Consider the following 22,001-nt stretch of genomic DNA (forward strand, 5'->3'; position numbering starts at 1 on the left):
CGTCTGCGCAAGGCCCTCTATTTCCCAGCCCTCGTGATGATTCGCTATTGCCCTGAAATCCAAGCCTTTCGCCAACGGCTCCTCGCCGCTGGCAAGCAGAAGATGCAAGTCGTCGGTGCCGTTATGCACAAACTCATCCGCATCATCTACGGAGTGTTGTCTTCAGGGGAAAAGTTTGACGCCGCTAAATTAGTCCCACAGAACACTTGACCTACAGCGGTCTAAACAGTATCTACAAGGCTTAAACCCAACCTGATATGGCTGTCCACCTAACAACGCAGTTCGTCAGGCAGTGAGCGACCGTCGGAGCAGAAAAATCTGTATCAACCGCCGACCGATACAAAATCGTTATGCCGCTATATTGCAGACTGGACAAAGTATTGACGAATAAATTGATTGTATGCCCATCCTGAATCTTCCTTGAATCGGTCGTCAGGTTGACAACCGTTCTTTAATAGCGAAAGACCATGAAGGACGACATTGCAGAGTCGAATCATGTCCGAATCTTCGGGTACAAAATTTGATAGCGCCTCAGCAATCGCATCTTGGTGCTGACTGATCGATATTCCAGATCCATCAAACTCACTGTCGAGCATTGCCATAAAGAGAATGAGGATACCAGATCGAATTAAGCGATCGTCATCTTGTCCGGTATTGATGCGGTTGATGAGCAACCAGTATGGCCTTGGATAGTCCCCAGCGTAGTCCAAGTCTCCCATTAGACTACGGTATGCCGACAACTCATGAAACAGATAGCAAATGTCTTTAGTAAGCTGCTTGTACAAGACGTAGTCATCATCTTCGCGTTGAGAATCATCAAGACGTAAAGATGGTCGCATGAGAGATCGTGTTTTGCGGCATAACAAACGTTTACGGCAGACAGCTATAACTTAAAACTCAACTCAATCCTGGGCAGCAGCCACCGGAGCCACAAAATCCTCTGGCCCCAGCAGCGAAATGTAGGGGCTGTGGAAGAACTCCTGGGCCACGGCTTCGGCATCCAGAACCGTGACGGCGGCCACCATATCCTGGAACTGCTGGTCGTACTCGACCCCCAGGCCCAAAATTTCGTACCAGCCCAGCAGTTGGGCAATCTGGGCATTGGTCTGCTTGCCCAGGGCGTACTGGCCCAGCAGTTTGTTTTTGGCCGACTGTAGCTCCTCGTCGGAGAGCACCGTGGTTTGCAGGCGCTCGACCTCGAACCGCAGCCCCTCCAGGGCGGTGGCGGCGTTTTCAGGGGCGGTGCCAATGTAGGCCACAAACTGCGATGGCCCCAGCCGGGTGGGATAAAAGGCCGACACGTCGTAGGCCAGGCCGCGTTTTTCGCGCAGTTCCACAAACAGGCGGCTAGAGAGGCCGTTGCCCAGGTAGGTGTTGATTAGCTTCAGGGCCGCGTAGGCGGGATGCGTGACTGAGGCGGCGGGGTAGCCCACCATGACAATGGCCTGGTTGGTTTCCTGGGCGATCGCCGAGCAGGTGGGCGCTGTCGTCACCGCCGGCAGGGCTAGGACCGGGGCGGGCTGAGGTAGAACGGGCCAGTCGCCTAAGGCCTGCTCTACCTGGGCTAGGGCAGCTTCGGGGGTAATGCGACCGACGATGGTAACCACCACGTTGTCGGGGCGCATGTGCTGGTGGTGAAAGTCGATTAGATCGCTCTGGACGATCGCGCTGACCGTTGCCTCAGTGCCAATACCCGGCAGGGCGTAGGGGTGCTCGCCATACATAGCCTGACGCAGCTGGTTAAAGGCCAGCGTAAAGGGCTGCTCCTGCATAGAGCGAATTTGCTGCAGGGTGAGCTTGCGCTCTAGTTCGATTTCGTCGAGGGGGAAGCTGGGCTGCCGCAGCAGGGTGGCGGCCAGGGCAAAGATTTCGGCGAAGTCGGCGGAGACGGTCTTGAGGCTGATGACGCTGTAGTCGGCAGCCGCATCGGTACCCAGGCTGGCGCCTACCGACTCGACTGTTTCTGCGATCGCCATCGACGACAGCCGCTCGGTTCCCTTGGTCAATAGCCCCATCAAAAAGCTCACCAACCCGGCCTGGTGGGCTACTTCAAGGGTGCTGCCCGCCCGGATAAACAGCCGAGCTGAGACAATGTCGGCCACGGGGTTTTCTAAAACCAAAACCGTTAAGCCATTGGCTAAAACCGTGCGGTGCAGGCGAGGCGCTTGAAGAAGGGAGGCTGTCACAGGGTAAGAAATAGTCTATGTAGAGAACAGATTAGTAGGCCAGTCTAACTATAGACCGCCCAGGCTGTAGTCTGCCCGGGCGATCGCCCCAGGTGGCCTAGGCCGGGTGCAAAATAGTGGACACGTAGCGCAACGGCGTGAGGTATCGATCGGCCAGCGGTTGCAGGTGATCTGAGGTGTAGCCTTGCAGGGTGGGCACGTAGGCCAGGCAGCGATCGACGTTGGCAATGGTGCCGTAGTAGCCGTACAGCCCCGCCAGCTGCCCAGGGGCCTCGGTGGAGAAGGCGTAGTCGTTGCACAGCAGCCGCTTGGCCCGCGCTAGCTCGGCATCACTGATGGGTTTAGCGGCCAGCTCGTCGATGCGATCGCACACGATCGCCTCCACCCGATCGACATCGTCGCCCTCCAGCCAGGCCTGGATGGTAAACAGGCTGCACTCCCGCTGGAGCGAAAACCCGGCCCCGATGTCCTGCACTAGCTGCCGGTCTTCCCGCAGCTCGCGCACCAGCCGCGACGATCGCCCCTCGGCCAAAATGGCCGCCAGCAGGTCTAGCCCGTAGGCGGTTTCAAGCTGGTCGATGCCGGGGCCAACCCAGGCCATGGTCAGCCGCGACTGCTCCAGCCGCGGCAGGTGGAGAATTTCGCGCCGCACACCGGGGAGTTCGGGCACCGGGGCGATCGCGGCTGGGGGGCAGGCCGACGGCGCCGCAAAGCCCCGAAAGGCGTGTTTGACCATCGCCACCGTGGGCTCCAACGCAATGCCGCCCGTGATCACCACCGTCATTTGGTCGGGCTGGTAGTGGGCCTGGTGAAAGCAGCGCATTTCTTCAGGCGATCGCTGCTGCAAGATCTCGGCTGTGCCCAGCACCGGGCGACCGTAGGGATGATCCTGGTAGACCAGCTCCGACATGGCCTGGTAGCCCAGCCAGTCGGGGTCATCCTGAGCTTGGCGGATTTCTTCGAGCACCACCTGGCGCTCGCGGCTAAACTCATCGGCGGGGATCGCCGCGTGCAGCAGCAGATCGGCCAGATAGGGCAGTGTCTGGGCCAGCATGTCGGCGGCAATGGTGATGTAGAAATGGGCGTAATCGTGGCTGGTGGCCGCGTTAGTCATGCCCCCCTGGGTCTCGATCGCGTAGTCGAATACCCCCGGCGGCAGCTGGTCGGTGCCCTTAAAAATCATGTGCTCTAGAAAGTGGGCCATGCCCGCCCACTCCGCTGGCTCTGCAATTGCCCCGGCCCTCACCCACACATCGGCCACCACTACGGGGGTCGCCGCAATCTCTTGGTGGATCAGGGTAAGCCCATTCTCCAGACGAATGACACTGGCGGGAAAATCAACCGAATTCAACGGCACAGGCCCTACGAGAAAATACTCAGCAATCCTTTAGCTAGCCTGATCAGCCCTTGGGATATTCAGCTTGGGGGCTAGCTATGTTGTCAATACTAACGTCCAAGTAAGCCAAATCACATTCTTCCTAACCTGGAAACCGACTTTGCTGCTCCCTGACTGGGTTTTATCCCAATAGCTTTATCCCAATAAACAACGTTCCCCCGTCCAATCGGACAGGGGAACGTCAAAAAAATCGAAGGGCCTCACCGCAACGCCGTCTTACCTCAGTTTCCGACCTGGGAAAACCAGGTGGGTGCCTTGGCATCTGGCTTAAAGTTTCCGAGTACAAGCTCGGTCTACTGCCGCCGATACAGCTTGGCTCCCGTTCGGAAGAAACATAGATCGACAAACATTGTTGGTAGTCACCAACGCCGTAGTGAGACCTCCTCCACTATAACCAACAGCCCGGGGCAAACCGCAAGGGGAAACCCGACCGATCCGATCCGGCTATCCCAGCCGCCGTGATCTAATATGGCAGCACCGGGCCTGGCGTCGTTGTTTGTTCCCTGCTTGCTTCTATGGTTTCCGACAATTCTGCTTCCACCGCCCTGAATGAATCTGTGGTTGACCCCGATATGCCGTTGGCAGACTCGTCGGTTCCAGCCTATCCAGATACCCCACAAAAACCAGATGCTGAGGGCAGTTTAGACGGCTTGCCCCCGGCAGAGTTGCCATCTCCAGCGCCTGCCCCTCCTGTTGATCCCCGCACCCAGCTGCGGCTGCGCAGCGATGGGGATCACCTGGTGCTGCTGCTGCCCAGCGGGCCACAAATCGAGGCCGAAGGCGGTGCCCTGGCCTGGGGAGAGCTGTTGCAGCACTTCAAACAGCGGCTCAACGGCGGCGAACCCTTTTGGCAGCCCAATACCGTGGTGCATTTGGCCGCCCGCGATCGCCTGCTCGATGCCCGCCAGCTCCAGGCGCTGGAGGACGTGCTCACCGCCGCCCAGCTCACCCTCAAGCGGGTGGCGACCAGCCGCCGCCAAACCGCCATGGCGGCGGTGGCCGCAGGCTACTCCGTCGATCAGCTAGGGGCCGAAGACACGCTGGTGCAGTCGCCTCCGGCCCCCGGCCAGCCCCTGGCCGAACCGCTATACCTGCAAACCACGGTGCGATCGGGAGTCGAAATTCGCCACCCCGGTACCATTGTGGTGCTGGGGGACGCCAATCCGGGCAGCTCGCTGGTGGCAGGCGGCGATATTCTCGTCTGGGGACGGCTGCGGGGGACGGCCCATGCGGGGTCGGGGGGCGATCGCGATCGCTACATCATGGCCCTGCAAATGCAGCCCACCCAGCTGCGCCTGGCGGATCTGGTGGCCCGCGCCCCCGATGGACCCAGCACCCAATACCTGCCCGAGGTGGCCTACGTGGGCGACGGCGCCATCCGCATTGCCCAGGCCCAGGCCTTTGCCCGCCAGCACTTCGATGCCACCCTGGGGCAGGGGGCACAGCCCACCGACGCCTTTTAGTTGAGCAGATCGCTAAACTTTGGGGTTCTTAGCCTGCGGGCATGACGTATTATTAACGGTTGTTTTCGTCGAGTTGAACGGGTTGTTTAGGGAAAGTTGGTTTCGTCCATGACTCGCATTATCGTAATGACCTCGGGCAAAGGGGGTGTTGGCAAGAGCACCTGCACCGCCAACCTGGGCATGGCCCTGGCCCAGCGCAATCAGCGGGTCGCCGTTGTCGATGCCGACTTTGGCCTGCGCAATCTCGATCTGCTACTGGGCCTAGAGAACCGCATTGTCTACACCGCCCTGGATGTGCTGGCGGGCGACTGCACCGTCGATAAGGCCCTGGTCAAAGACAAGCGCCAGCCCACCCTGGGCCTGCTCGCCGCCGCCCAAAACCGCAACAAAGAAGCCATTACTCCCGAGCAGATGAAAGCGCTGGTGGCGGGCCTGGCCCCCAGCCACGACTTTATTTTGATCGACTGCCCGGCGGGGATTGAGATGGGGTTTCAAAATGCGATCGCCCCGGCCAAGGAGGCGATCGTCGTCACCACCCCCGAAATTTCGGCGGTGCGCGACGCCGACCGGGTGATTGGGCTGCTAGAGGCCAACGATGTCAAATTCACCAAGCTTTTGATCAACCGCATCAAGCCCAAAATGGTGCAGGAAGACCAGATGATGTCGGTTCGTGACGTGCTCGATATTCTGGCCGTGCCCCTGCTGGGAGTCGTGCCCGACGACGAGCGGGTGATCGTCTCTTCTAACCGGGGCGAACCCCTGGTGCTGGAAAAACAGCTCTCCCTGGCTGGGGTTGCCTTCAACAACATTGCCCGTCGCCTGCTGGGTGAAGAGGTGCCCCTGATTGACCTCACGGCGACCCACGACGATCTGTTCAGTCGCCTGCGGCGCTTCCTGCGGGGCAGCTAGCGCCTGCCAACCAGGTTCTTTATCCCTTCTTTTCCCGAGTGGTGTTTGATGTTGTCTCTACCCAGCGCCGATGCTAAGCGAACTTCTTGACAAGCTGTTTAACCGCAACCGCAACCTCTCCAGCCGAGTTGAGGTGAAACAGCGCCTGCAATTCGTGCTCGCCCACGATCGCGCCGATCTGACCCCCGAAGTGGTCGAAAAAATGCGCCAGGAAATTCTCGAAGTCGTCTCCCGCTACGTCGAGCTTGACCAAGAGCACCTGGAATTCACCCTCGAAAGCGACCAGCGCATGACCGCTCTGATCGCCAACCTGCCCATTCGCCGGGTTCGCCCCGAGTTGCCTACCGCCGAAGCCGCAGTTCCCGCTGGGCCTGAATCTGCCTCCGAGACCACCGCTGCTGCCGCTCCCAAACCTGAGACGGCGGAACCTGAGCCCGCTGAATCCACTGCCACCGAACCTGCCTCCACCGAATCTGCCTCCCCCGAACCCAAGCCCGCAGAACCCGCCGCCGCCACCGATGAGTAACCTTCCCAACGCCTGCGCTTCCCTGGCGGCCTGCGTAGACGCCCTGGCCCTAGACACGATTCAGCGCCACGTTTTGATCTGTGCCGACCAGACCAAGCCCAAGTGCTGTGACAAAGCCGAGAGCATTGTCGCCTGGGACTACCTTAAAAACCGGCTAAAAGAACTGGGCCTGGATCGACCCACGGCGCAGCGGCCTACATCGGTCTTTCGCACCAAGGCCAACTGCCTGCGGGTTTGCCACCAGGGGCCAATTTTGCTGGTCTACCCCGACGGGGTTTGGTACCACAGCGCCACCCCAGCGGTGATTGAGCGCATTATTCAAGAGCACCTGATCGGCGGTCGGGTGGTCGAAGACTTTGCTTTCTTGCAGCATCCCTTGCCCAATACCAGAGATTGATCGGATACTCCGAGCCAGAATCATCTTCACAGAGCTTGCTATAATCCCCGGCAGCACCTATGGAATAACAAAAACATGGCAGAGTGGCGGGTGATTGAGGGGGGCATTACAGCGCCCAAGGGCTTTCAGGCAGCGGGCATTGCGGCGGGGCTTAAACCCTCTGGATCGCCCGATTTGGCGCTGATTTACTCAGACTGTGAGGCGATCGCAGCGGGCGTCTTTACCACCAGCCACGTGCGCGCCGCCTGCGTCGACTACTGCCGTCAGCGCCTTGAGGCCCGCCCCAGCGCCCGCGCCATTCTCGTCAACGCTGGCCAGGCCAACGCCTGCACCGGCAACCAGGGCTGGATTGACACGGTTGAGAGCGCGGCCTCCCTCGGTGCGGCCCTGGGCCTGTCGCCCGACGCCGTGCTGATCGCCTCCACCGGGGTGATCGGCCAGCGAATCAAAATGGAGCAGCTGAAGGCGGGGATTCCTACCCTGGTTGAGAGCTTGTCTGCCGACGGCTCTGATGCCGCCGCTGGCGCGATCATTACCACCGACCTGGTGCCTAAAGTTGTCGCCATGGAAACCACCATCCACGATCGCCCTGTGCGCATCGGCGGCATTGCCAAAGGCTCCGGCATGATTCACCCCAACATGGCCACCATGCTGGCCTTCGTCACCTGCGACGCCACCGTGTCGCCCACCCTCTGGCAAGACATGCTGCGCCGCGCCGCCGATCGCAGCTTTAACCAGATCACCGTGGACGGCGACAGCAGCACCAACGACACCCTGATTGCCCTGGCCAACGGCGAGTCGCGCACCCCCGCCATCACCGACGAAGGCGCCGAGGCCGACCAGCTGGAGGCCATGCTAACCGCCGTGTGCCAGTACCTGGCCAAATCCGTGGCCCGCGACGGCGAAGGGGCCACCTGCCTGATCGAAGTCACCGTTAGCGGAGCCGCCAATACCGCCGCCGCTAACCAAGTTGCCCGGGCGATCGCCGGATCATCCCTGGTGAAATCGGCTATTTTTGGCCATGACCCCAACTGGGGCCGGATTGCCGCCGCCGCCGGGCGGGCCGGGGTCACCTTCGATCAGAGCGATCTGCGGGTGCAGCTGGGCGACTTTCTGCTGATGGAGCACGGTCAGCCCCTGGCCTTCGATCGCCCCGCCGCCAGCGCCTACCTGACCGCAGCCACCCAGGGCGAATACCTGAAGACCGACACCGTGGCTATTTACGTCACCCTGGGCGATGGTCCCGGTAAGGGACAGGCCTGGGGCTGCGACCTCAGCTACGACTACGTCAAAATTAACGCCGAATACACGACGTAACCCCACGCTATCGCTCCACGGCGGGGCTGCTGGCGTTGTCCCTAGGCTGGCCTCCTTGGCTTTAGCGCCAGCTGATGACGGCGGTGGGCCAGCCGCGAGTAGGTCTGCCAGTTTTGGGCTTTGCCCTGGAGCTGGGCCTTGAGCTGCTCAGCGGCCAGGGCATAGCCGCCGTCGGCTCCATCAATGAGGTGAAAGTGGCGATCGCGCCGGTCCATAATTAGGCAGGTCATCAGCGCCCGGTTAGAAACATGAACGCCGTAGACCAGATGCCCCTGGGCCAGGCGATCGTCCAGGTAGGCCACAATCTGTTCAGTCTGAGCAGGGCTGCCGGCAATCACCATGCGCAGCATATCGTCAATTTTTTGATAGTCGGAGGCGGCGCGGACGTCAGCTTTATAGCGCCCCCACTCCACCCCGCCGGCCTGCACGTCAAACCGCATCAGGCCCAGGCCCAACAGACTCTCCAAATAGGCCCCAGCCGTGTAGGTTACGCGATCGCGCCACTGCGGGCTGGATGCTCTGGCCTTAGCTTCCGCCTTCAGCCGCTGGGGGTTCAAAGATAGTTTTAGAGCCGCCAGGGATACGGGATGGTAGCTGTCCCCCTCCCCGTAAATGCTTTGGATAGTCTCTAACACCTCACTGTAGAGGAACTCATTCACGTAGCCGCCACTGGGCAGGGCGGCTACGATCAGGCTCAGGGTATGTCCCCCAGGGCTAGGAATATCCTGCCAGCGGCATTCTAGTCCAGCCAGATTGGCGACGGCGCGATCGCCAGGTACATTCAGCCGATAAGCCGGGTCTGTTTTCACCAGGTCGGTGGCATAGGTCAAACCGCCGCCGATAAAGCTGGCCTGACAGTAGGTGGGGCTGAGGCGAAATTTCGCCACCCGCACCGCCTGCTTAGACTCCAGCACGGCCAGGGGCACAATGCCCACGCGCAAATCGAGGCCAAAGGAGTCGTGGGCTAGCGCCCGAATGCCCAGCAGCGCCTCCCGAGCCGCATGCACCGCCGAGGGTGGCACCAGCAGCAGCGCTCCGTCCCCCCCAAATACAAAGGGCACATCCAGCGGAGCCGCGGCATTGAGCACTGCCATAATCGAGCTGGCCCCCAGCACGTTCACCTCTTTGTACTGACCCCGAGCGATCGCCTGGCCCGAGGACACCACGTCGGTAATCAGGGCGTACCAGTCCTGGGGAGCCTCGACGTAGTTGCGAGGGTTGGCTAACTCTAAAAATTGCTCTAGAGGCGGCAAGTCAGCATAAAACTGGTCAGAAGCCATGGAAAGCCAGGCCAAAACCTGATAGTAACGATTAGCTAAATCAACCTGAGTAGCACACCCGTCTCTCTCATTGTGAAGCTCAGATTGCTTCCATCAGGAGACTTATCCCGAGCTATACCAGATCTTTGTATACTGTCTTCAAACCCCAGCCAATCTCTTCGTATCACGTCTTTGTGACGTCACTGTGACATGCCTCCATGCTGTTTCTGGAGAGGGAAGAGACAGCATGCAGCCTAAGTTTTTAAGTCATCTTGACAGTAGCGCGGCTCGACCTGCTATATTATCAAAGCGAAAGCGTTGGGGTGTCGCCAAGTGGTAAGGCACCGGGTTTTGGTCCCGGCATTCCTAGGTTCGAATCCTAGCACCCCAGTTTCAGGTCAATCTTCGTCTTCTTCGTCCTCAATGGCTTGAATGGCGAGGAGAATTTCCTCCTCCTGTGCTTCAAAATCTTCCTCAGACAGCTCGCCCATATCAAAGGAGAGCTGTAGGGCCAAGAGCTGCTTTTGCAGACTCTCCAGGTCGTTGGTGGCAATATCGGCCTGCTCCAGCAGTTTGTTGGCGACCCAGCTCACCCCCTCAATGGGGCCCAGCACAGGGGCAAATAGAAGTTTCAGCAGCATAGTTTTAGCGGTTTAGGGGCAGCTAGTTGAGCTGGGCAAAGTTGTAGGGGGCGGTGAAGTTGTTGTAGCGAATGCGCAGGCGATCGCCAAAGGTGCTGTCTATGGCATCGACGGCCTGGCTGAACTGGGCTTCGCTCTCCCACGGAATCAGGTAGGCGGCATTGTAGATCATAACGTCGGTTTGGGGCGCATTTTCCAGCACGTCCTTTGCCAAAGGAGTCAGGGCCTGGCGGAACTGCTCAACAATGCCCTGCTTGCGCGCCTCCATGGCGGCCTCGATCTGCTGGCCAATGAAGATCACCTGCTCCATACCCAGCTGGGTGCCCTCAAGCTGGTCGCGCTGAGCGCGGAGGTCGGCGTCCTCGGCCATCATCATTTCTAGCTCTGTAGATGGCTCCCACTGCACCTTAACGCTCACCTCGCGGCAGCCGTCAAGCCGATTAAACAGCTGGCTCAGGTCTTCGGCATGGGGGATAACCAGATCTTCCTGCACCTGTTCCCAGCTCTCTACAATCAGGCCAAACTGAAGCGGCAGCAGGGTGCGGTGTCCCTGTTCCATAGCGGCTTCCAGCACCTTTTCGTGGCCCAGCAGGTTTTTGCGGCTCGACAGGTAGCGTTTCTGGCAGGCAATGGAATACAGAAACGTGAAATTGCCCAGCTGTTGGGTCTGCACCACCTGCTCATCTAAGCCGTTTAAGGGGAGCTCAACGGGGCCAGGGGCGGGGAAAATGCCGTACAAGTAGTAGCGATCAGCCATAGGTCGTCTCTGGAGGGCGTCTCTTGGGGGGAATGCCTCTAGGGTGCCCCAAACCTCGGGATTCTTCGACAGGGGCTGCGATCGCCCCATCGATTCACGTTGGCCCATTGCCTTGGGTATAGCTCTAACTCCGGCGGGGCCTGCATCGGCAATAGCGCCAAACCAGGCCCGCTCCCCCTTGACCCGTTACCATCCCATCGACTGGCCAGCTGAGGAGGGCACAGGGACGAGCATCGCCGGTCAAATCTCTGGGATGTAAATCCCTGGGGGTTAATCGCTATAGTGTTTGAGGCATTGTCTTGGCAGATAGGGAGACTAGCAACCGTGGCCATTGTACCTGGGGCAACCAATCGTTGGCCGATGATGAGCGCCTGGGCAACTTGGGGAAAGCAGGTTGTGGCCCTGCTGCTGGTGCTGGCTGTAGGCCTGGTCAGCGCCGGATGCAACCCCGCCCGGTTTGCCCAGGCCAGCGCCGATGTGCCTCGGCTGGTGCTCAGCACGCTCAGCGATCCCAAAACCTTTAACCCTATCCTGAGCCAGGAGTCGCCCAATGTTTTCAGCTTTACCTTTGAGGGGCTGACCACCACCGACGGGATTACCGGCGAAACCGTGCCCGCCCTGGCCGAGGGCTGGGAGATCTCTGAAGATGGCAAAATCTTGGTGTTTACCCTGCGCGATGGTCTGCGCTGGTCCGATGGCGAACCCCTCACCGTCGACGATGTGGTGTTTACCTACGACACCCTGTTCAACCCCGACATTCCGACAAACAGCCGCGATGGATTTCGCATTGGCACTCAGGGCCTATTGCCCAAAGTCAGCAAAGTAGACGATCGCCGGGTGCAGTTTACGCTGCCCGAGCCCTTTGCCCCGATGCTGGAAAACACCTCCCTAGAAATTATTCCGGCCCATATTCTCCAGCCTGCGGTAGAGGGTAAAGATGCCCAGGGCAAACCGCTGTTTTTATCTACCTGGGGCACCGACACGCCTCCGGCCCAGATCATTTGCAATGGCCCCTACCGCCTGGCCCAATACATCTCTGGTGAGCGGGTCATTTTTGAGCGCAATCCCTACTACTGGCAGCAAGACGACCAGGGCAACCCTCAGCCTTACATCGAGCAGGTTGTCTGGCAGATTGTCAGCTCTACCGATACGTCCTTTTTCCAGTTTCGCTCCGGCGGTCTAGACATGGAGAGCGTGCAGCCCGACTTTTTCTCGCTGCTCAAACGGGAGGAGGAGCGGGGCAACTTTACGATTTACAATGGCGGCCCTGGTATGGGCACAAACTTCTTTGCCTTTAACCTCAACCGGGCCAGCCGCAACGGCAAACCTCTGGTAGACCCGGTGCGATCGGCCTGGTTTAACAGCGTGGCTTTTCGCCAGGCTGTCTCCTACGGCATCGATCGCCAGACCATGGTCAACAACATCTTCCAGGGATTAGGGCAACCCCAAACCTCGCCGATCTCGGTGCCCAGCCCCTTCTTTGCCCCGCCGGAAATGGGTATTCGCACCTATGATTACAACCCCGAAAAAGCTAAGGAACTGCTGCTGGCCGACGGGTTTCAGTACAACAGCGGGGGGGAACTGCTGGATGCGGCGGGCAACCGGGTGCGGTTTGCTCTGATTACCAACTCCGGCAACAAAATTCGCGAATCGATTGGGGCACAGATCAAAAACGATTTGGCGCGGCTGGGTATTCAGGTTGATTTTCAACCCCTGGCCTTTAATGCCCTGGTCGATCGCCTCACCGACAGCCTGGAATGGGAAGCCCTGGTGCTGGGCCTGACCGGCGGCACCGAACCCAACGGCGGGGCCAACGTGTGGCTGCTCGACGGCGCTCTCCACGCCTTTAACCAAAACGCAGGCCCTGGTCAGGACCCGCTGGAGGGTTGGCAAGCCGCCGACTGGGAGCGTCGGATCGCCGACCTCTACATTGAAGCGGCCCAGATCATCGATGAAGACAAGCGCTTTGAGCTGTATAAAGAAACCCAGCAGCTTACCCAGGAGTACCTGCCCTTTACCTACCTCATCAACAACCTGTCCCTGACCGCCGTGCGCAACCGCGTGCAGGGGGTCAAGTACACCGCCCTGGGCGGCGCTCTGTGGAATATTCAGGAGCTAACCGTCGAGTAGGGGCGGCGTTTTCGCGAGGCTTGGGCATAGCACTGCCTTGGGCGCTGGGAGTAGAGCAAGCAAGCAGCAGGCTCAGTAGCGCTCTAGCAGCATATCCACCTCAGCCGCCAGGGTCATGCCTTCCATGGCGGCTACCTCAGCCTGGCGCACGGCCAGATGAGTTTGGGCTAGCGGTTCGCCGAGGGCGTCTAGCAGTACGCTGTCCTGTTGCAGGGCGGCCAGGGCTGCGGAGAGAGATTGGGGCAGCAGGGCGATGCCGCGATCGCGCCTTTCCTCCTCCGACAGTGCACCGGGGTCTTGCTGCACTGGTCTGGGGAGGGAGTGCTGCTGGGCAATCCCGTCCAGACCGGCTGCGATCGCGCCCCCCAGCGCCAGATAAGGATTGGCGGCCCCATCCACCGTCTTGAGTTCCAAATGGGTTGGGCTGGGCGGCGACGGATTACTCGGCACCCGCAGTGCTGCCTCCCGGTTGTCCATGCCCCAGGCACAGTAGGCCCCGCTCCAGCAGTGGGGCCGCAGGCGACGGTAGGAATTGGGACTAGGGGTCGTAATCGCCATCAGCGCTGGCAAGTGGTGCAAGAGCCCGGCGGCAAAGGATTGCGCGATCGCAGAGAGGCCGCCGCTGTCGTCAGGAATGAGGTTAACATCGCCTTGCCACAGGCTGAGATGCAGATGGCAGCCGCTGCCCGCGTGGGTGTCAAACAACTTCGGCACAAAGGAGGCGATTAAACCATGCCGGTGAGCCACGGCCTTGACGGTTTCACGGTAGACAAGGTGCTGATCGGCAGCGGTCAGGGCATCGGTGTAGCGCACGGAAATCTCCTGCTGCCCCGGCCCCGACTCAGGGTAGTACTGCTCAACGGCAATGCCCTGGGCACCGAGGGCAGCGGCGATCGCCCCAATCACCTCCTGATGCATATCCATCCCCAGGGTCGTGGCAAACGGCGTAGTGTCAGCCGGGAGAATCTTCTCTCCCTCCTTCCGCAGCAAATAAAACTCCGGCTCAAAAGCGGCTTTAACGGTGAAATCCAGATTTGCCGACCGCTGCACCATGCGCTTTAGGAACTGCCGCGAGCACCAAGGCCAGGGCTGCCCATCTTTTACCATTTCTCCTATTGCCCGCGCCTGCCCAGGTGCATAGGGGAGAACCTGTACCGTGCGCCAGTCGGGCACCAGCCAGACCTCCCCCACCGGTCCTAAGCCGCTGCCGGGGGCCACCGCATCCGCCACCACCGGAATCGCCTGCTGCGCCGCCGATAGGCCTAGGGCACAGTCTTCACCGCCCTCTAACCGTCGATTGAGAGCACCGATATGGATGGCCTTACCGCGAATGACATTGCCGTTATCGCACCACACCACCCGTAAGAAACGGATATCGCCCTCCAGCAAACTGGCCAAAACAGTAGGAGCGCTCTCAGGCATAACAAACTCTATCTAAAGTTTCTAAAACAACTCTGACGGCATCTGAACACACCCAGATATCTCAAATTTTCAGCTCAGCTGCGCCGTGCATTCCAAAATCAGCCGCTGGTTCGTAAGGGCATAGGGCTGCACCGCCAGAGCGCCCCGAAACGCCTGAATGGCCTTTTCATGCTGCCCTAGAGCAGCATGGCACAGTCCCAGCCCGTGGAGTGCGCCAAAGTGGTAGGGCACCAGTTCAATGACCCGCTGGCAGTCGACCATAGCCTCTAGGTAGCGGTGCTGCACAAAGTAGAGCACTGCCCGCCGATTCCAGGCTTCGGCAAAGTCCGGTAGCTCAGCTACCAGATCTGACAGAAGCGCCTCTGCTGCCTCGAACTGCCCCCCATCTACCAAAGTTTGGGCCGCTTGCAGCCGCTGGTTGCCTACGCTTCCCTTCTGATAAAACCAGCGCTGCCACAGGGCCGCTGTGGCTAACTCCCGCTGATATTCGTCATCTTGTTTCAGGCTCTGCAGCAGCACTTCCAGGGTTGAGTCATCCATCATGCCTTTGCCTAACCGTAGCCTTGCGACTTTATTATCTAGCATCCTAGCTGAGATTAGCTGTCCTAAGGCGTTCTGGCGTTTTTGACTCGGCCACAAAGCGCTGCAAGTAACAATAAGTGAACTGATTTTTTTAAAGTTGTGAGCTGTTCTAAGCAGATGGGCAGAATACAAATGTGCAAGGGATAAGTCCTAAACACCAGGGCTGTTTCTACCGCTTCTTTGCAGTGGCAACCGGGTGTATCCACAGGAGATTTTCTTGCAGTTTCATTGAACACATTAATTGTTTAGGGGTCCAAAATCATGGCTGTTGAAAAAGTAAACTCTTCCTCTAGCTTGGCTGAAGTTGTCGATCGCATTCTGGACAAAGGCATCGTTGTAGATGCTTGGGTTCGCGTTTCCCTGGTAGGTATTGAACTGCTGGCCATTGAAGCCCGCGTTGTGATCGCCTCTGTTGACACTTACCTCAAGTATGCTGAGGCCGTTGGCCTGACCGCCCAAGCCGCTGTGCCCGCCGCTTAGAAGTCACCTTCGCTCTAGGCTATCTGATGGGGCAGCAGAATGCTGGGCCAAACCTTTGCTAGCTGCCCCATAGTCCCGATTAAGCCAACATCTTTTATATCAACTGTTAACGGCGGTTTCGCCGTCGGCAACCTTCAGAAAAACGCTCCAAAATTGTACCAAGCTGCTCAAAAATAATTTGGTTTTAGGGCCTGGTAAAAAGTTCTTATCACCGCGCGATTTTCTCTCTTTGCCGCTCCAAAAAAACCTCCATACTCTTCATAGCGTTTCATTTTTACTCAAGGGAGAGCAGTCCTGTGACAGCACTTTATGACCAGTGGCAAGCCGCACGACAGCTGCGCCAGAGTGAGGTGGTTAACCGGCGCGACCAGGTTTCTACTGACCTGGGTCGTTGGCAGGCTGACCGGCTGACCCACGCTGTGCAGCTGCGTCAAGACCTCGATCAACTCATGGCCGACTTGCGCGCCAATACAGCGCTGTGGCTAGCCCAAACAACCGCCGATCGCGAGGCCGCAATTCTACCCCGGCAGCAGGCTCGCCAAGCCTATGTCGAACAGCTTCAGGCCGATACTGAAGTACTGCTGGCCAACTACCAGGCCGATCGCCAGATCAACGCCGCTGAGGTACGACAGCAGCTTGAATACGATTGTCAGGTGCTTCAGAACACCGTTAGCGACCTGCGCCTAGAGATTGCCCAGGAACTGCGCCAGGTGCAGCAGCAGGTGGCTGACATCCAGGCCCAAACGGCAGTCGATCGGGCTGGCTATCGCCAGCAGCAGGCCATGGTGCGGGCCGAACTGCTGCCTCAGCTCACCGCCTATGTCGAAGACCTACAGGTGCAGGTGCAGGCCACCCTAAAGGATTTGACCACAGTGCGCCAGCAGGCGGCGGTGCTCAACCAGGAACAGCGGCAGAGCGATCGCCAGGCTTTGGCCGATTCCGTAGACGCTATGTTTGACGAACTGGGTACCTTTCGCCACCAGCTCCAGGCCCAGCGAGCGCAGCTCTCCCACCTGGTGTGGGGCGGCAATGCTGCTGTCCAGCCTGCCGCTGCGCCAATCACCCGTCCCGCCGCAACTCGGCCTGCTGTAACCTCAGCCCCGGCCCGGACAGCGGCTACGTCTAAGCCCGCACCCAAAGCGGTGGCAAAACCCGCTCCATCAAAACCCGCTTTGGCTAAAACGGCTCCGGCCAAAGCCGAGGCTACCAAGGTACCCCCCGCCCGCACCGCAGCGGCAGCTCGCTCGATGCCCGTCGCCACCGCCACGGCTCCGGTTGCCCTGGCTGCGGTGGCCGTCGCTCCGCCCCCTGCTCCGGAGCCCCCTTCCCTTGAAGAGGTGGTGTACAACTACCTGCACCTGGCTCAGGGTGCCCGACTCAGCGAAATTGAAACAGAGCTGGGCATCAATCGATTTCAGGCTGTAGATACCCTGAAATCCCTCATTCAAAAAGACCTTGTGGTTAAGCAAGACCGTACCTATCTCGTGCAAGAGGAAGCCGTTCTGTGAACACTGTTCTACAAGCCCGCCCCCGCAATTTCGTCTCTACCCCCACCCTGGAGCGAACCACCCTGAGAGCCCTGCGATACCTGCAATCGGGCTACTCAATTCACCTCAAAGGACCGGCTGGTACCGGCAAAACCACCCTGGCCCTGCACCTGGCCGATCTGCTGGCTCGCCCAATCATGCTGCTGTTTGGGGATGATGAGTTTAAAACCTCCGATCTGATCGGCAACCAGTCGGGCTACACCCGCAAAAAAGTGGTCGATAACTACATCCACAGCGTCATGAAGGTGGAAGACGAGCTGCGCCACAACTGGATCGACTCGCGCCTTACCCTGGCCTGCCGCGAAGGGTTCACCATGGTGTACGACGAGTTCAACCGATCGCGCCCCGAGGTCAACAACGTGCTGCTGTCGGCCCTCGAAGAAAAGCTGCTGGTGCTGCCTCCCAGCAACAACCGGGCCGAGTACATTCGCGTCAGCCCTCACTTCCGCGCCATTCTCACCTCCAACCCCGAAGAGTACTGCGGTGTCCACGGCACCCAGGACGCCCTTCAAGACCGTCTGATCACTATCAACATGCCCGAGCCAGACGAGCTGGCCCAGCAGCAAATTTTGGTTCAAAAAGTCGGCATTGACGGCTCCGCCGCGCTGCAAATTGTGCAGTTAGTTAAGGCCTTCCAGGCGTCAGCCGCTCCAGACATGGTCTCTAGCCTGCGCCCCAGCCTGATGATTGCCACCATCTGTCACGATCACGGCATTCTGCCCTTAGCCGAAAACGCCGACTTTCGCGACGTGTGCAGCGACATTTTGCTGGCCCGTTCTAAAGAACCCGCCCCCGATGCCACCCGTCACCTGTGGAACCTGTTTAACCGCTTCGTAGTTTCCCAGGCCGAACTGGTCAACGATCTCACCCTCAAGCCCCAGGTTCAGCCTGCGGCCCGCTTGCACGGTGAAGAAGAGGATGACGCCCCAGTAGTTCCCCTTGAGAGCCTCGTCGAAACTGCCATTGAAGATGTTGTTGTCGGTGATAAACCTGGCTTAGTCAACGATGAACTTGCAGTAGCCAGAGATCCTATCCCCGAAGTTCGAGCTCCCCAGCCTGAGGAACCTGCTCCGGCAGTTGTCCCTGAAACTCAGATTGAAGCCATCGTGGAAGTACCTGAAGCCCTAGTAGAAGCACCTGCTGCGGTTAAGATTCCCGCTGAGCCAGAGATTCCCCAGACCGACGCTAGCCTCAACGACGACATCGAAACCCGGATTTTTGACTATTTGGATGTGACGGGCACCGTCTCTCTCGTTAACATCGAATCAGCCCTGGGTTTAAACCGCTTTCAGGCCGTCAACGCGATCAAGTCGATGCTCGATCAGGGCCTGATCGAAAAGCAGGAAACTGACGGGCAGCTCCAGGGCTATCAGCTGAGTTCTAACTGAAGGTAATACCGCTGTGACTTCCTCCACCCCCGCCCCCCGCCCCCAAAGCCGCAGCATGTCTACGGCTACTCAGGGCTCTTCCCTGGTGGATGTTATCGAGCGGGTGCTTGACAAAGGTATTGTGATTGCTGGCGATATTTCGGTTTCCGTTGGGTCTACCGAACTCCTGAGCATTCGCATTCGTTTGATTATTTCATCCGTTGATAAGGCCCGAGAAATCGGCATTAACTGGTGGGAGAGCGATCCTTATCTGAGTAGCCGAACCAACGAGCTGCTGGAGGCTAATCAGCAGCTCCAAACTCGCTTAGAGACCCTAGAGGCCGAACTCAAGGCCCTGCGACCCGCCGAGTCTACAAGCTAAACCTGGGATGTTTTTAGATTCGATTCAAAGCCCGGTTTCCTGGAAATCGGGTTTCTTTGTCTGGATGTTGGCTTAAAAAAATTTTGGAAATCGCCATGTTAACCCTCCGCACTCCACGCCATATTGCTAGCAGCCGTACGATTCCTAGCTTTCGTTCGGTGCCCAGCCGCAGCCAGGGCAATCGTCCTGTGGATCAGGGGCGCATGGGTCACCACCAAAGCCGTGTCCAGGCCGAAGAAGCCCGCCGCCAGTGGCTTCAGCACCAGTGGCAAAATCGATTCTAGCTCTGGCTGACAGGGCTCAAGGCCACCTCTGAGATGCACTAGACTGAGGCCATGACCCCCGAAAACATCGAGCCAGACCTATTGCCCAGCCTGGCGCTACAGCCCCCCGCCAAAACTGACGCGGGCCTAGCGCCGCTTTTGCTCACTGTCATTGAGCTAGTGCGCCAGCTCATGGAAGCCCAGGTGATCCGCCGGATGGAATCGGGCGATCTCAGTGACGACGACCTGGAACGGGCCGCCGACAGCCTGCGCAAGCTGGAAGAGCAGGTGGTTTCTATGTGCGAAATCTTTGACGTTGACCCCGCCGACCTGAATATCGACCTGGGGGAAATTGGCACCCTGCTGCCCAAAGAAGGCAACTATTACCCCGGCCAAAAAAACCAGAACCCCACTATTTTAGAACTGCTCGATCGCCTGCTCGATACCGGCGTAGTGGTTGAAGGTGATGTGGACTTGGGTATGGCTCGGCTCAACTTGATCCACGCCAAGCTAAGACTGGTGCTGACCTCCAAACCAATTTAGTAGCCCTATCGCCACTGCCACAGCTTAATGGTTTTATCGGCGCTGGCACTGGCGATGACAGTGCCGCTGGCCTCCACGGCCACCCGATGCAGCGGGTTTATGTGAGCCGACAGAGTTTCTTGAATGGTGCCATTGGAGCTGTTCCACAGGCGCAGGGTGCCGTCGCCGCTGCCGCTAACCAGTCGTTTGCCGTCAGGCAAAAAAGCCACGGTATTGACCTCCTGGGTGTGGCCTTGGAGGGTCTGTAGCAGAGCGCCAGTGGCTAAGTCCCACAGGCGGACGGTGCGATCTTTGCTGGCGCTGGCCATGAGCCTAGCGTCGGGGCTAACCGCCACCTGATTTACGGTGTTGGTGTGGCCTATGAACGTCTTTATGACGGCGGCTGTTTGCACATTCCACAGGCGAATGGTGTTGTCGAGGCCGCCGCTGACGAGCTGCTGGTCTGCCGAGGCCCAGGCCACAGTTTTGAGCATGCCTGCCAAGCTGGGCAGGGTTTTGTGCAGCGTGCCCTGGCTGAGGTTCCACAGTTTGAGGGTGCCATCTTCGCTGGCGCTGGCCAGCAGGTTGCCGCTGCTGCCTAACGCGATCGCCGTGACATCCCGCATGTGCCCTTTCAGCGTGTTTCGCAAGGTGCCATCGCCCAGGTTCCACACCTTGATGGTGGCGTCGTCGCCACAGCTGACCAGCATCTGCCCCCGTCGGTCGATGGCGACATCGTTCACCCCCCGGGCATGGCCCTTGATCGAGTGCAGCAAATCCCCTGACTGCCAGTTCCAAACCCGCAGGGTGTCGTCGAGGCTGCCGCTGACCAGAATGGGCTGTTGGGGGTTAAACGCCGCCGTGGTAACCCACGATTGGTGGCCGGTCAGGGTTTGCACCAGCTGCCAGCCGCCGCCTGCGATCGCCGCGCCAGAGCCAGGTGCCCTAGAGCTAACGGGCTTAGAGCTAACGGGTTTAGAACTGGGCGGCTTAGAGCTAGGGGCGCTAGCAACAACCGGCTGGGCAGGCCTGGAGACCGGTCGCCCCGACACCGGGCCTGAAATTGGCTTTGACACAGGTTTGGATGTAGGCTCTGCTGACTCAGCGGCATTGGGCAGCGATGTCGTAGGCATCGTTAAGCCTGCGCCTTGCCCCGGTCCACTCAGACGGGGAGAATCTAGCCCTGTAAATAAGTTTTGGCCCGACTGGCTAGAAACCCAGCCCGGCACAGTGCCCTCCAGCTTGGGCAGGCGTTGCAGATCGTCTAACACATCCCTGGCGGTTTGGTAGCGCTCGCTGACCAGATCCCTGGTCATACAGTTGAGCACCGCTGCCAGACCGGGAAGAATTGTGCGGCCCTGGTTTTGTAAGTACTCCTGCCACAGCCAGCGTCCCTCCTGGGGACTGTAGAGGTCTTCGGGCTTGCAGCCGGTCAGCAGGTGCAGGCAAGTCGCTCCTAAGCTGTAGATGTCGCTAGAGGGGTAGGCCTGACCGCTGCGCAACTGCTCGATGGGGGCGTAGCCTTCGGTGCCAATGCGGGTGCCTGGCTCGTAGCGAATTGCCTCGCTAAATTGCTTGGCCACGCCAAAGTCAATCAGCACTGGCTTTTGGTCAACCTTGCGGCGAATGATGTTGGAGGGGGTGATATCCCGGTGAATGACCCCGTGCTCGTGAATGAAGTGCAGCACCGGCAGCAGATCTTCCAGCAGCTGGCGCAGACTGCCTTCGCTGTAGGCGGCCTGGGCCGCAATTTCCTGGTGCAGAGTTCGCCCCTGGATCATCTGCTGCACCAGGTAGAGGTACTTATTTTGCTCGAAGTAGGCCAGCAGGGTAGGAATTTGCGGATGTTCCCCCAGCTCATGGAGTCGCACGGCTTCCTGCTCAAACAGCTGTACCGCTTTTAGAAAGGACTTGGTGCCCTGGGTTTGAGGCGCAAACTGTTTAATCACGCAGCGGCTGTTGAGGCGATCGGCATCAAGGGCAAAGTAGGTGCGCCCAAAGCCGCCGCGGCCAATGAGTTTGAGCGGGCGATAGCGGCCTCTTAGCCGAGCTTCTAGGGGGTTGCCGCAGGTAGGGCAAACTTCGGCCAGGGTGGCGTGATTGGGCTGGGCACAGTGGGGATTGAGGCAGCAGATCATCACAGCGGTAAACCCAGGGATGCAGAGGCATAGCTTTTGCTTATGCCCACTTCCATTTAACCTGCAATCGGTCGGAGAGGGGGGATTTTGCCCGTAGTCCAGGGCGTGGATGCCCTGCTAACTACGCGGCTGCAGGCGAGTAGCTACTGGCCCTGGGTTAACGGCGGGAGCGGTGGCATAGGTAGTCTTGTAGCAGTCTGTGGGGCGATCGCCCTCTAAACCTTTTCCCGACCGTGGGGCATTGGGCACCAGATACCCGGCCCAGCCCCACGGCCAGCGCTATATTTCGTAACAATATAGGGCGATCGCGCCAATCC

The 22,001-nt window shown here is 59.1% G+C and carries 21 protein-coding genes, 1 tRNA gene, 1 other RNA gene and 1 pseudogene; 14 read left to right on the forward strand and 10 right to left on the reverse strand.

What is annotated here, in order from left to right; all coding sequences use genetic code 11:
* A pseudogene (locus LEPTO7104_RS41740) lies at positions 1–210 on the forward strand (IS110 family transposase); the annotation flags it as partial.
* A gap of 146 nt (positions 211–356) precedes the next feature.
* Here LEPTO7104_RS41740 and LEPTO7104_RS0118530 read toward each other — a convergent pair.
* The 4 genes from LEPTO7104_RS0118530 to ssrS all read right to left on the reverse strand — a co-directional run bounded on the left by LEPTO7104_RS0118530 (position 357) and on the right by ssrS (position 3,962).
* Positions 357–719, reverse strand: a complete 363-nt coding sequence (locus tag LEPTO7104_RS0118530; RefSeq protein ID WP_155523691.1) for a hypothetical protein — start codon at positions 717–719, stop codon at positions 357–359.
* 183 nt (positions 720–902) lie between these two features.
* Complete coding sequence (locus LEPTO7104_RS0118535; protein ID WP_026072839.1) at positions 903–2,186, reverse strand: M16 family metallopeptidase; 1,284 nt, start codon at positions 2,184–2,186, stop codon at positions 903–905.
* A gap of 97 nt (positions 2,187–2,283) precedes the next feature.
* Positions 2,284–3,537 carry a M16 family metallopeptidase gene (locus tag LEPTO7104_RS0118540; protein ID WP_017300082.1) on the reverse strand — a complete coding sequence of 418 codons (1,254 nt, stop codon included), beginning with the start codon at positions 3,535–3,537 and terminating at the stop codon, positions 2,284–2,286.
* A gap of 241 nt (positions 3,538–3,778) precedes the next feature.
* A non-coding RNA gene (ssrS, locus tag LEPTO7104_RS38475) (6S RNA) lies at positions 3,779–3,962 on the reverse strand.
* Positions 3,963–4,097: 135 nt separating this feature from the next.
* Between ssrS and minC the strand changes: the two genes are divergently transcribed.
* The 5 genes from minC (at position 4,098) to argJ (ending at position 8,194) form a co-directional block, all read left to right on the forward strand.
* The gene (gene minC / locus LEPTO7104_RS34475; protein WP_017300083.1) at positions 4,098–5,045 is read left to right on the forward strand and encodes a septum site-determining protein MinC; all 948 of its coding nucleotides are present in this window, start codon (positions 4,098–4,100) and stop codon (positions 5,043–5,045) included.
* A 108-nt stretch (positions 5,046–5,153) separates the two neighbouring features.
* Complete coding sequence (gene minD, locus LEPTO7104_RS0118550) at positions 5,154–5,954, forward strand: septum site-determining protein MinD (protein WP_017300084.1); 801 nt, start codon at positions 5,154–5,156, stop codon at positions 5,952–5,954.
* Positions 5,955–6,024: 70 nt separating this feature from the next.
* Positions 6,025–6,480 carry a cell division topological specificity factor MinE gene (gene minE / locus LEPTO7104_RS37150; RefSeq protein ID WP_017300085.1) on the forward strand — a complete coding sequence of 152 codons (456 nt, stop codon included), beginning with the start codon at positions 6,025–6,027 and terminating at the stop codon, positions 6,478–6,480.
* Positions 6,473–6,877 carry a (2Fe-2S) ferredoxin domain-containing protein gene (locus LEPTO7104_RS0118560; protein WP_017300086.1) on the forward strand — a complete coding sequence of 135 codons (405 nt, stop codon included), beginning with the start codon at positions 6,473–6,475 and terminating at the stop codon, positions 6,875–6,877. Before minE ends, LEPTO7104_RS0118560 begins: the two co-directional genes overlap by 8 nt.
* A gap of 75 nt (positions 6,878–6,952) precedes the next feature.
* Positions 6,953–8,194, forward strand: a complete 1,242-nt coding sequence (gene argJ, locus LEPTO7104_RS0118565) for a bifunctional ornithine acetyltransferase/N-acetylglutamate synthase (RefSeq protein WP_017300087.1) — start codon at positions 6,953–6,955, stop codon at positions 8,192–8,194.
* A gap of 41 nt (positions 8,195–8,235) precedes the next feature.
* Here argJ and LEPTO7104_RS34485 read toward each other — a convergent pair whose 3' ends face one another.
* On the reverse strand, positions 8,236–9,474 hold the full coding sequence (locus LEPTO7104_RS34485; protein WP_017300088.1) for a DUF3095 domain-containing protein: 1,239 nt from the start codon (positions 9,472–9,474) through the stop codon (positions 8,236–8,238).
* Positions 9,475–9,772: 298 nt separating this feature from the next.
* On the opposite strand from LEPTO7104_RS34485, the gene LEPTO7104_RS0118575 reads away from it, so the two are divergent.
* Positions 9,773–9,844, forward strand: a tRNA-Gln gene (locus LEPTO7104_RS0118575).
* A gap of 7 nt (positions 9,845–9,851) precedes the next feature.
* On the opposite strand, the gene LEPTO7104_RS0118580 is transcribed toward LEPTO7104_RS0118575, so the two are convergent.
* Both LEPTO7104_RS0118580 and gvpF read right to left on the reverse strand, forming a co-directional pair.
* The gene (locus tag LEPTO7104_RS0118580; protein ID WP_017300089.1) at positions 9,852–10,094 is read right to left on the reverse strand and encodes a gas vesicle protein GvpG; all 243 of its coding nucleotides are present in this window, start codon (positions 10,092–10,094) and stop codon (positions 9,852–9,854) included.
* A gap of 22 nt (positions 10,095–10,116) precedes the next feature.
* Positions 10,117–10,851: a gas vesicle protein GvpF gene (gene gvpF, locus LEPTO7104_RS0118585; protein WP_017300090.1), complete on the reverse strand. Its 735-nt coding sequence runs from the start codon at positions 10,849–10,851 to the stop codon at positions 10,117–10,119.
* A gap of 360 nt (positions 10,852–11,211) precedes the next feature.
* Here gvpF and LEPTO7104_RS0118590 point away from each other — a divergent pair, with 360 nt between their 5' ends.
* A complete protein-coding gene (locus tag LEPTO7104_RS0118590; protein WP_017300091.1) occupies positions 11,212–12,981 on the forward strand; it encodes an ABC transporter substrate-binding protein in 1,770 nt (589 codons plus the stop codon).
* Between the two features lie 72 nt (positions 12,982–13,053).
* Here the strand turns inward: LEPTO7104_RS0118590 and LEPTO7104_RS0118595 are convergent, their stop codons facing one another.
* Both LEPTO7104_RS0118595 and LEPTO7104_RS0118600 read right to left on the reverse strand, forming a co-directional pair.
* Positions 13,054–14,403, reverse strand: a complete 1,350-nt coding sequence (locus LEPTO7104_RS0118595) for a glutamine synthetase family protein (protein ID WP_026072841.1) — start codon at positions 14,401–14,403, stop codon at positions 13,054–13,056.
* Between the two features lie 69 nt (positions 14,404–14,472).
* Positions 14,473–14,943 (reverse strand): tetratricopeptide repeat protein, encoded by a 471-nt coding sequence (locus LEPTO7104_RS0118600; protein WP_017300093.1) that lies wholly within the window; start codon positions 14,941–14,943, stop codon positions 14,473–14,475.
* Between the two features lie 303 nt (positions 14,944–15,246).
* Between LEPTO7104_RS0118600 and gvpA the strand changes: the two genes are divergently transcribed.
* The 6 genes from gvpA to LEPTO7104_RS0118630 all read left to right on the forward strand — a co-directional run bounded on the left by gvpA (position 15,247) and on the right by LEPTO7104_RS0118630 (position 19,567).
* Positions 15,247–15,465, forward strand: coding sequence for a gas vesicle structural protein GvpA (gene gvpA / locus LEPTO7104_RS0118605; protein ID WP_017300094.1), 219 nt, complete (start codon positions 15,247–15,249; stop codon positions 15,463–15,465).
* 296 nt (positions 15,466–15,761) lie between these two features.
* Complete coding sequence (locus LEPTO7104_RS37155; protein WP_155523692.1) at positions 15,762–16,973, forward strand: hypothetical protein; 1,212 nt, start codon at positions 15,762–15,764, stop codon at positions 16,971–16,973.
* Positions 16,970–18,400, forward strand: coding sequence for a gas vesicle protein GvpN (gvpN, locus tag LEPTO7104_RS0118615; protein WP_017300096.1), 1,431 nt, complete (start codon positions 16,970–16,972; stop codon positions 18,398–18,400). The genes LEPTO7104_RS37155 and gvpN overlap by 4 nt, the downstream gene beginning before the upstream one ends.
* Before the next feature lie 13 nt (positions 18,401–18,413).
* On the forward strand, positions 18,414–18,761 hold the full coding sequence (locus LEPTO7104_RS0118620; protein WP_017300097.1) for a gas vesicle protein GvpJ: 348 nt from the start codon (positions 18,414–18,416) through the stop codon (positions 18,759–18,761).
* 95 nt (positions 18,762–18,856) lie between these two features.
* A complete protein-coding gene (locus tag LEPTO7104_RS0118625; RefSeq protein WP_017300098.1) occupies positions 18,857–19,045 on the forward strand; it encodes a hypothetical protein in 189 nt (62 codons plus the stop codon).
* 51 nt (positions 19,046–19,096) lie between these two features.
* Positions 19,097–19,567: a gas vesicle protein K gene (locus tag LEPTO7104_RS0118630; RefSeq protein ID WP_017300099.1), complete on the forward strand. Its 471-nt coding sequence runs from the start codon at positions 19,097–19,099 to the stop codon at positions 19,565–19,567.
* Between the two features lie 5 nt (positions 19,568–19,572).
* Here the strand turns inward: LEPTO7104_RS0118630 and LEPTO7104_RS0118635 are convergent, their stop codons facing one another.
* Positions 19,573–21,684 (reverse strand): serine/threonine-protein kinase, encoded by a 2,112-nt coding sequence (locus tag LEPTO7104_RS0118635; protein WP_017300100.1) that lies wholly within the window; start codon positions 21,682–21,684, stop codon positions 19,573–19,575.
* Positions 21,685–22,001 lie beyond the last annotated feature (317 nt).

Origin of the sequence: Nodosilinea nodulosa PCC 7104 (assembly GCF_000309385.1) — a bacterium.
Taxonomy (GTDB): domain Bacteria; phylum Cyanobacteriota; class Cyanobacteriia; order Phormidesmidales; family Phormidesmidaceae; genus Nodosilinea; species Nodosilinea nodulosa.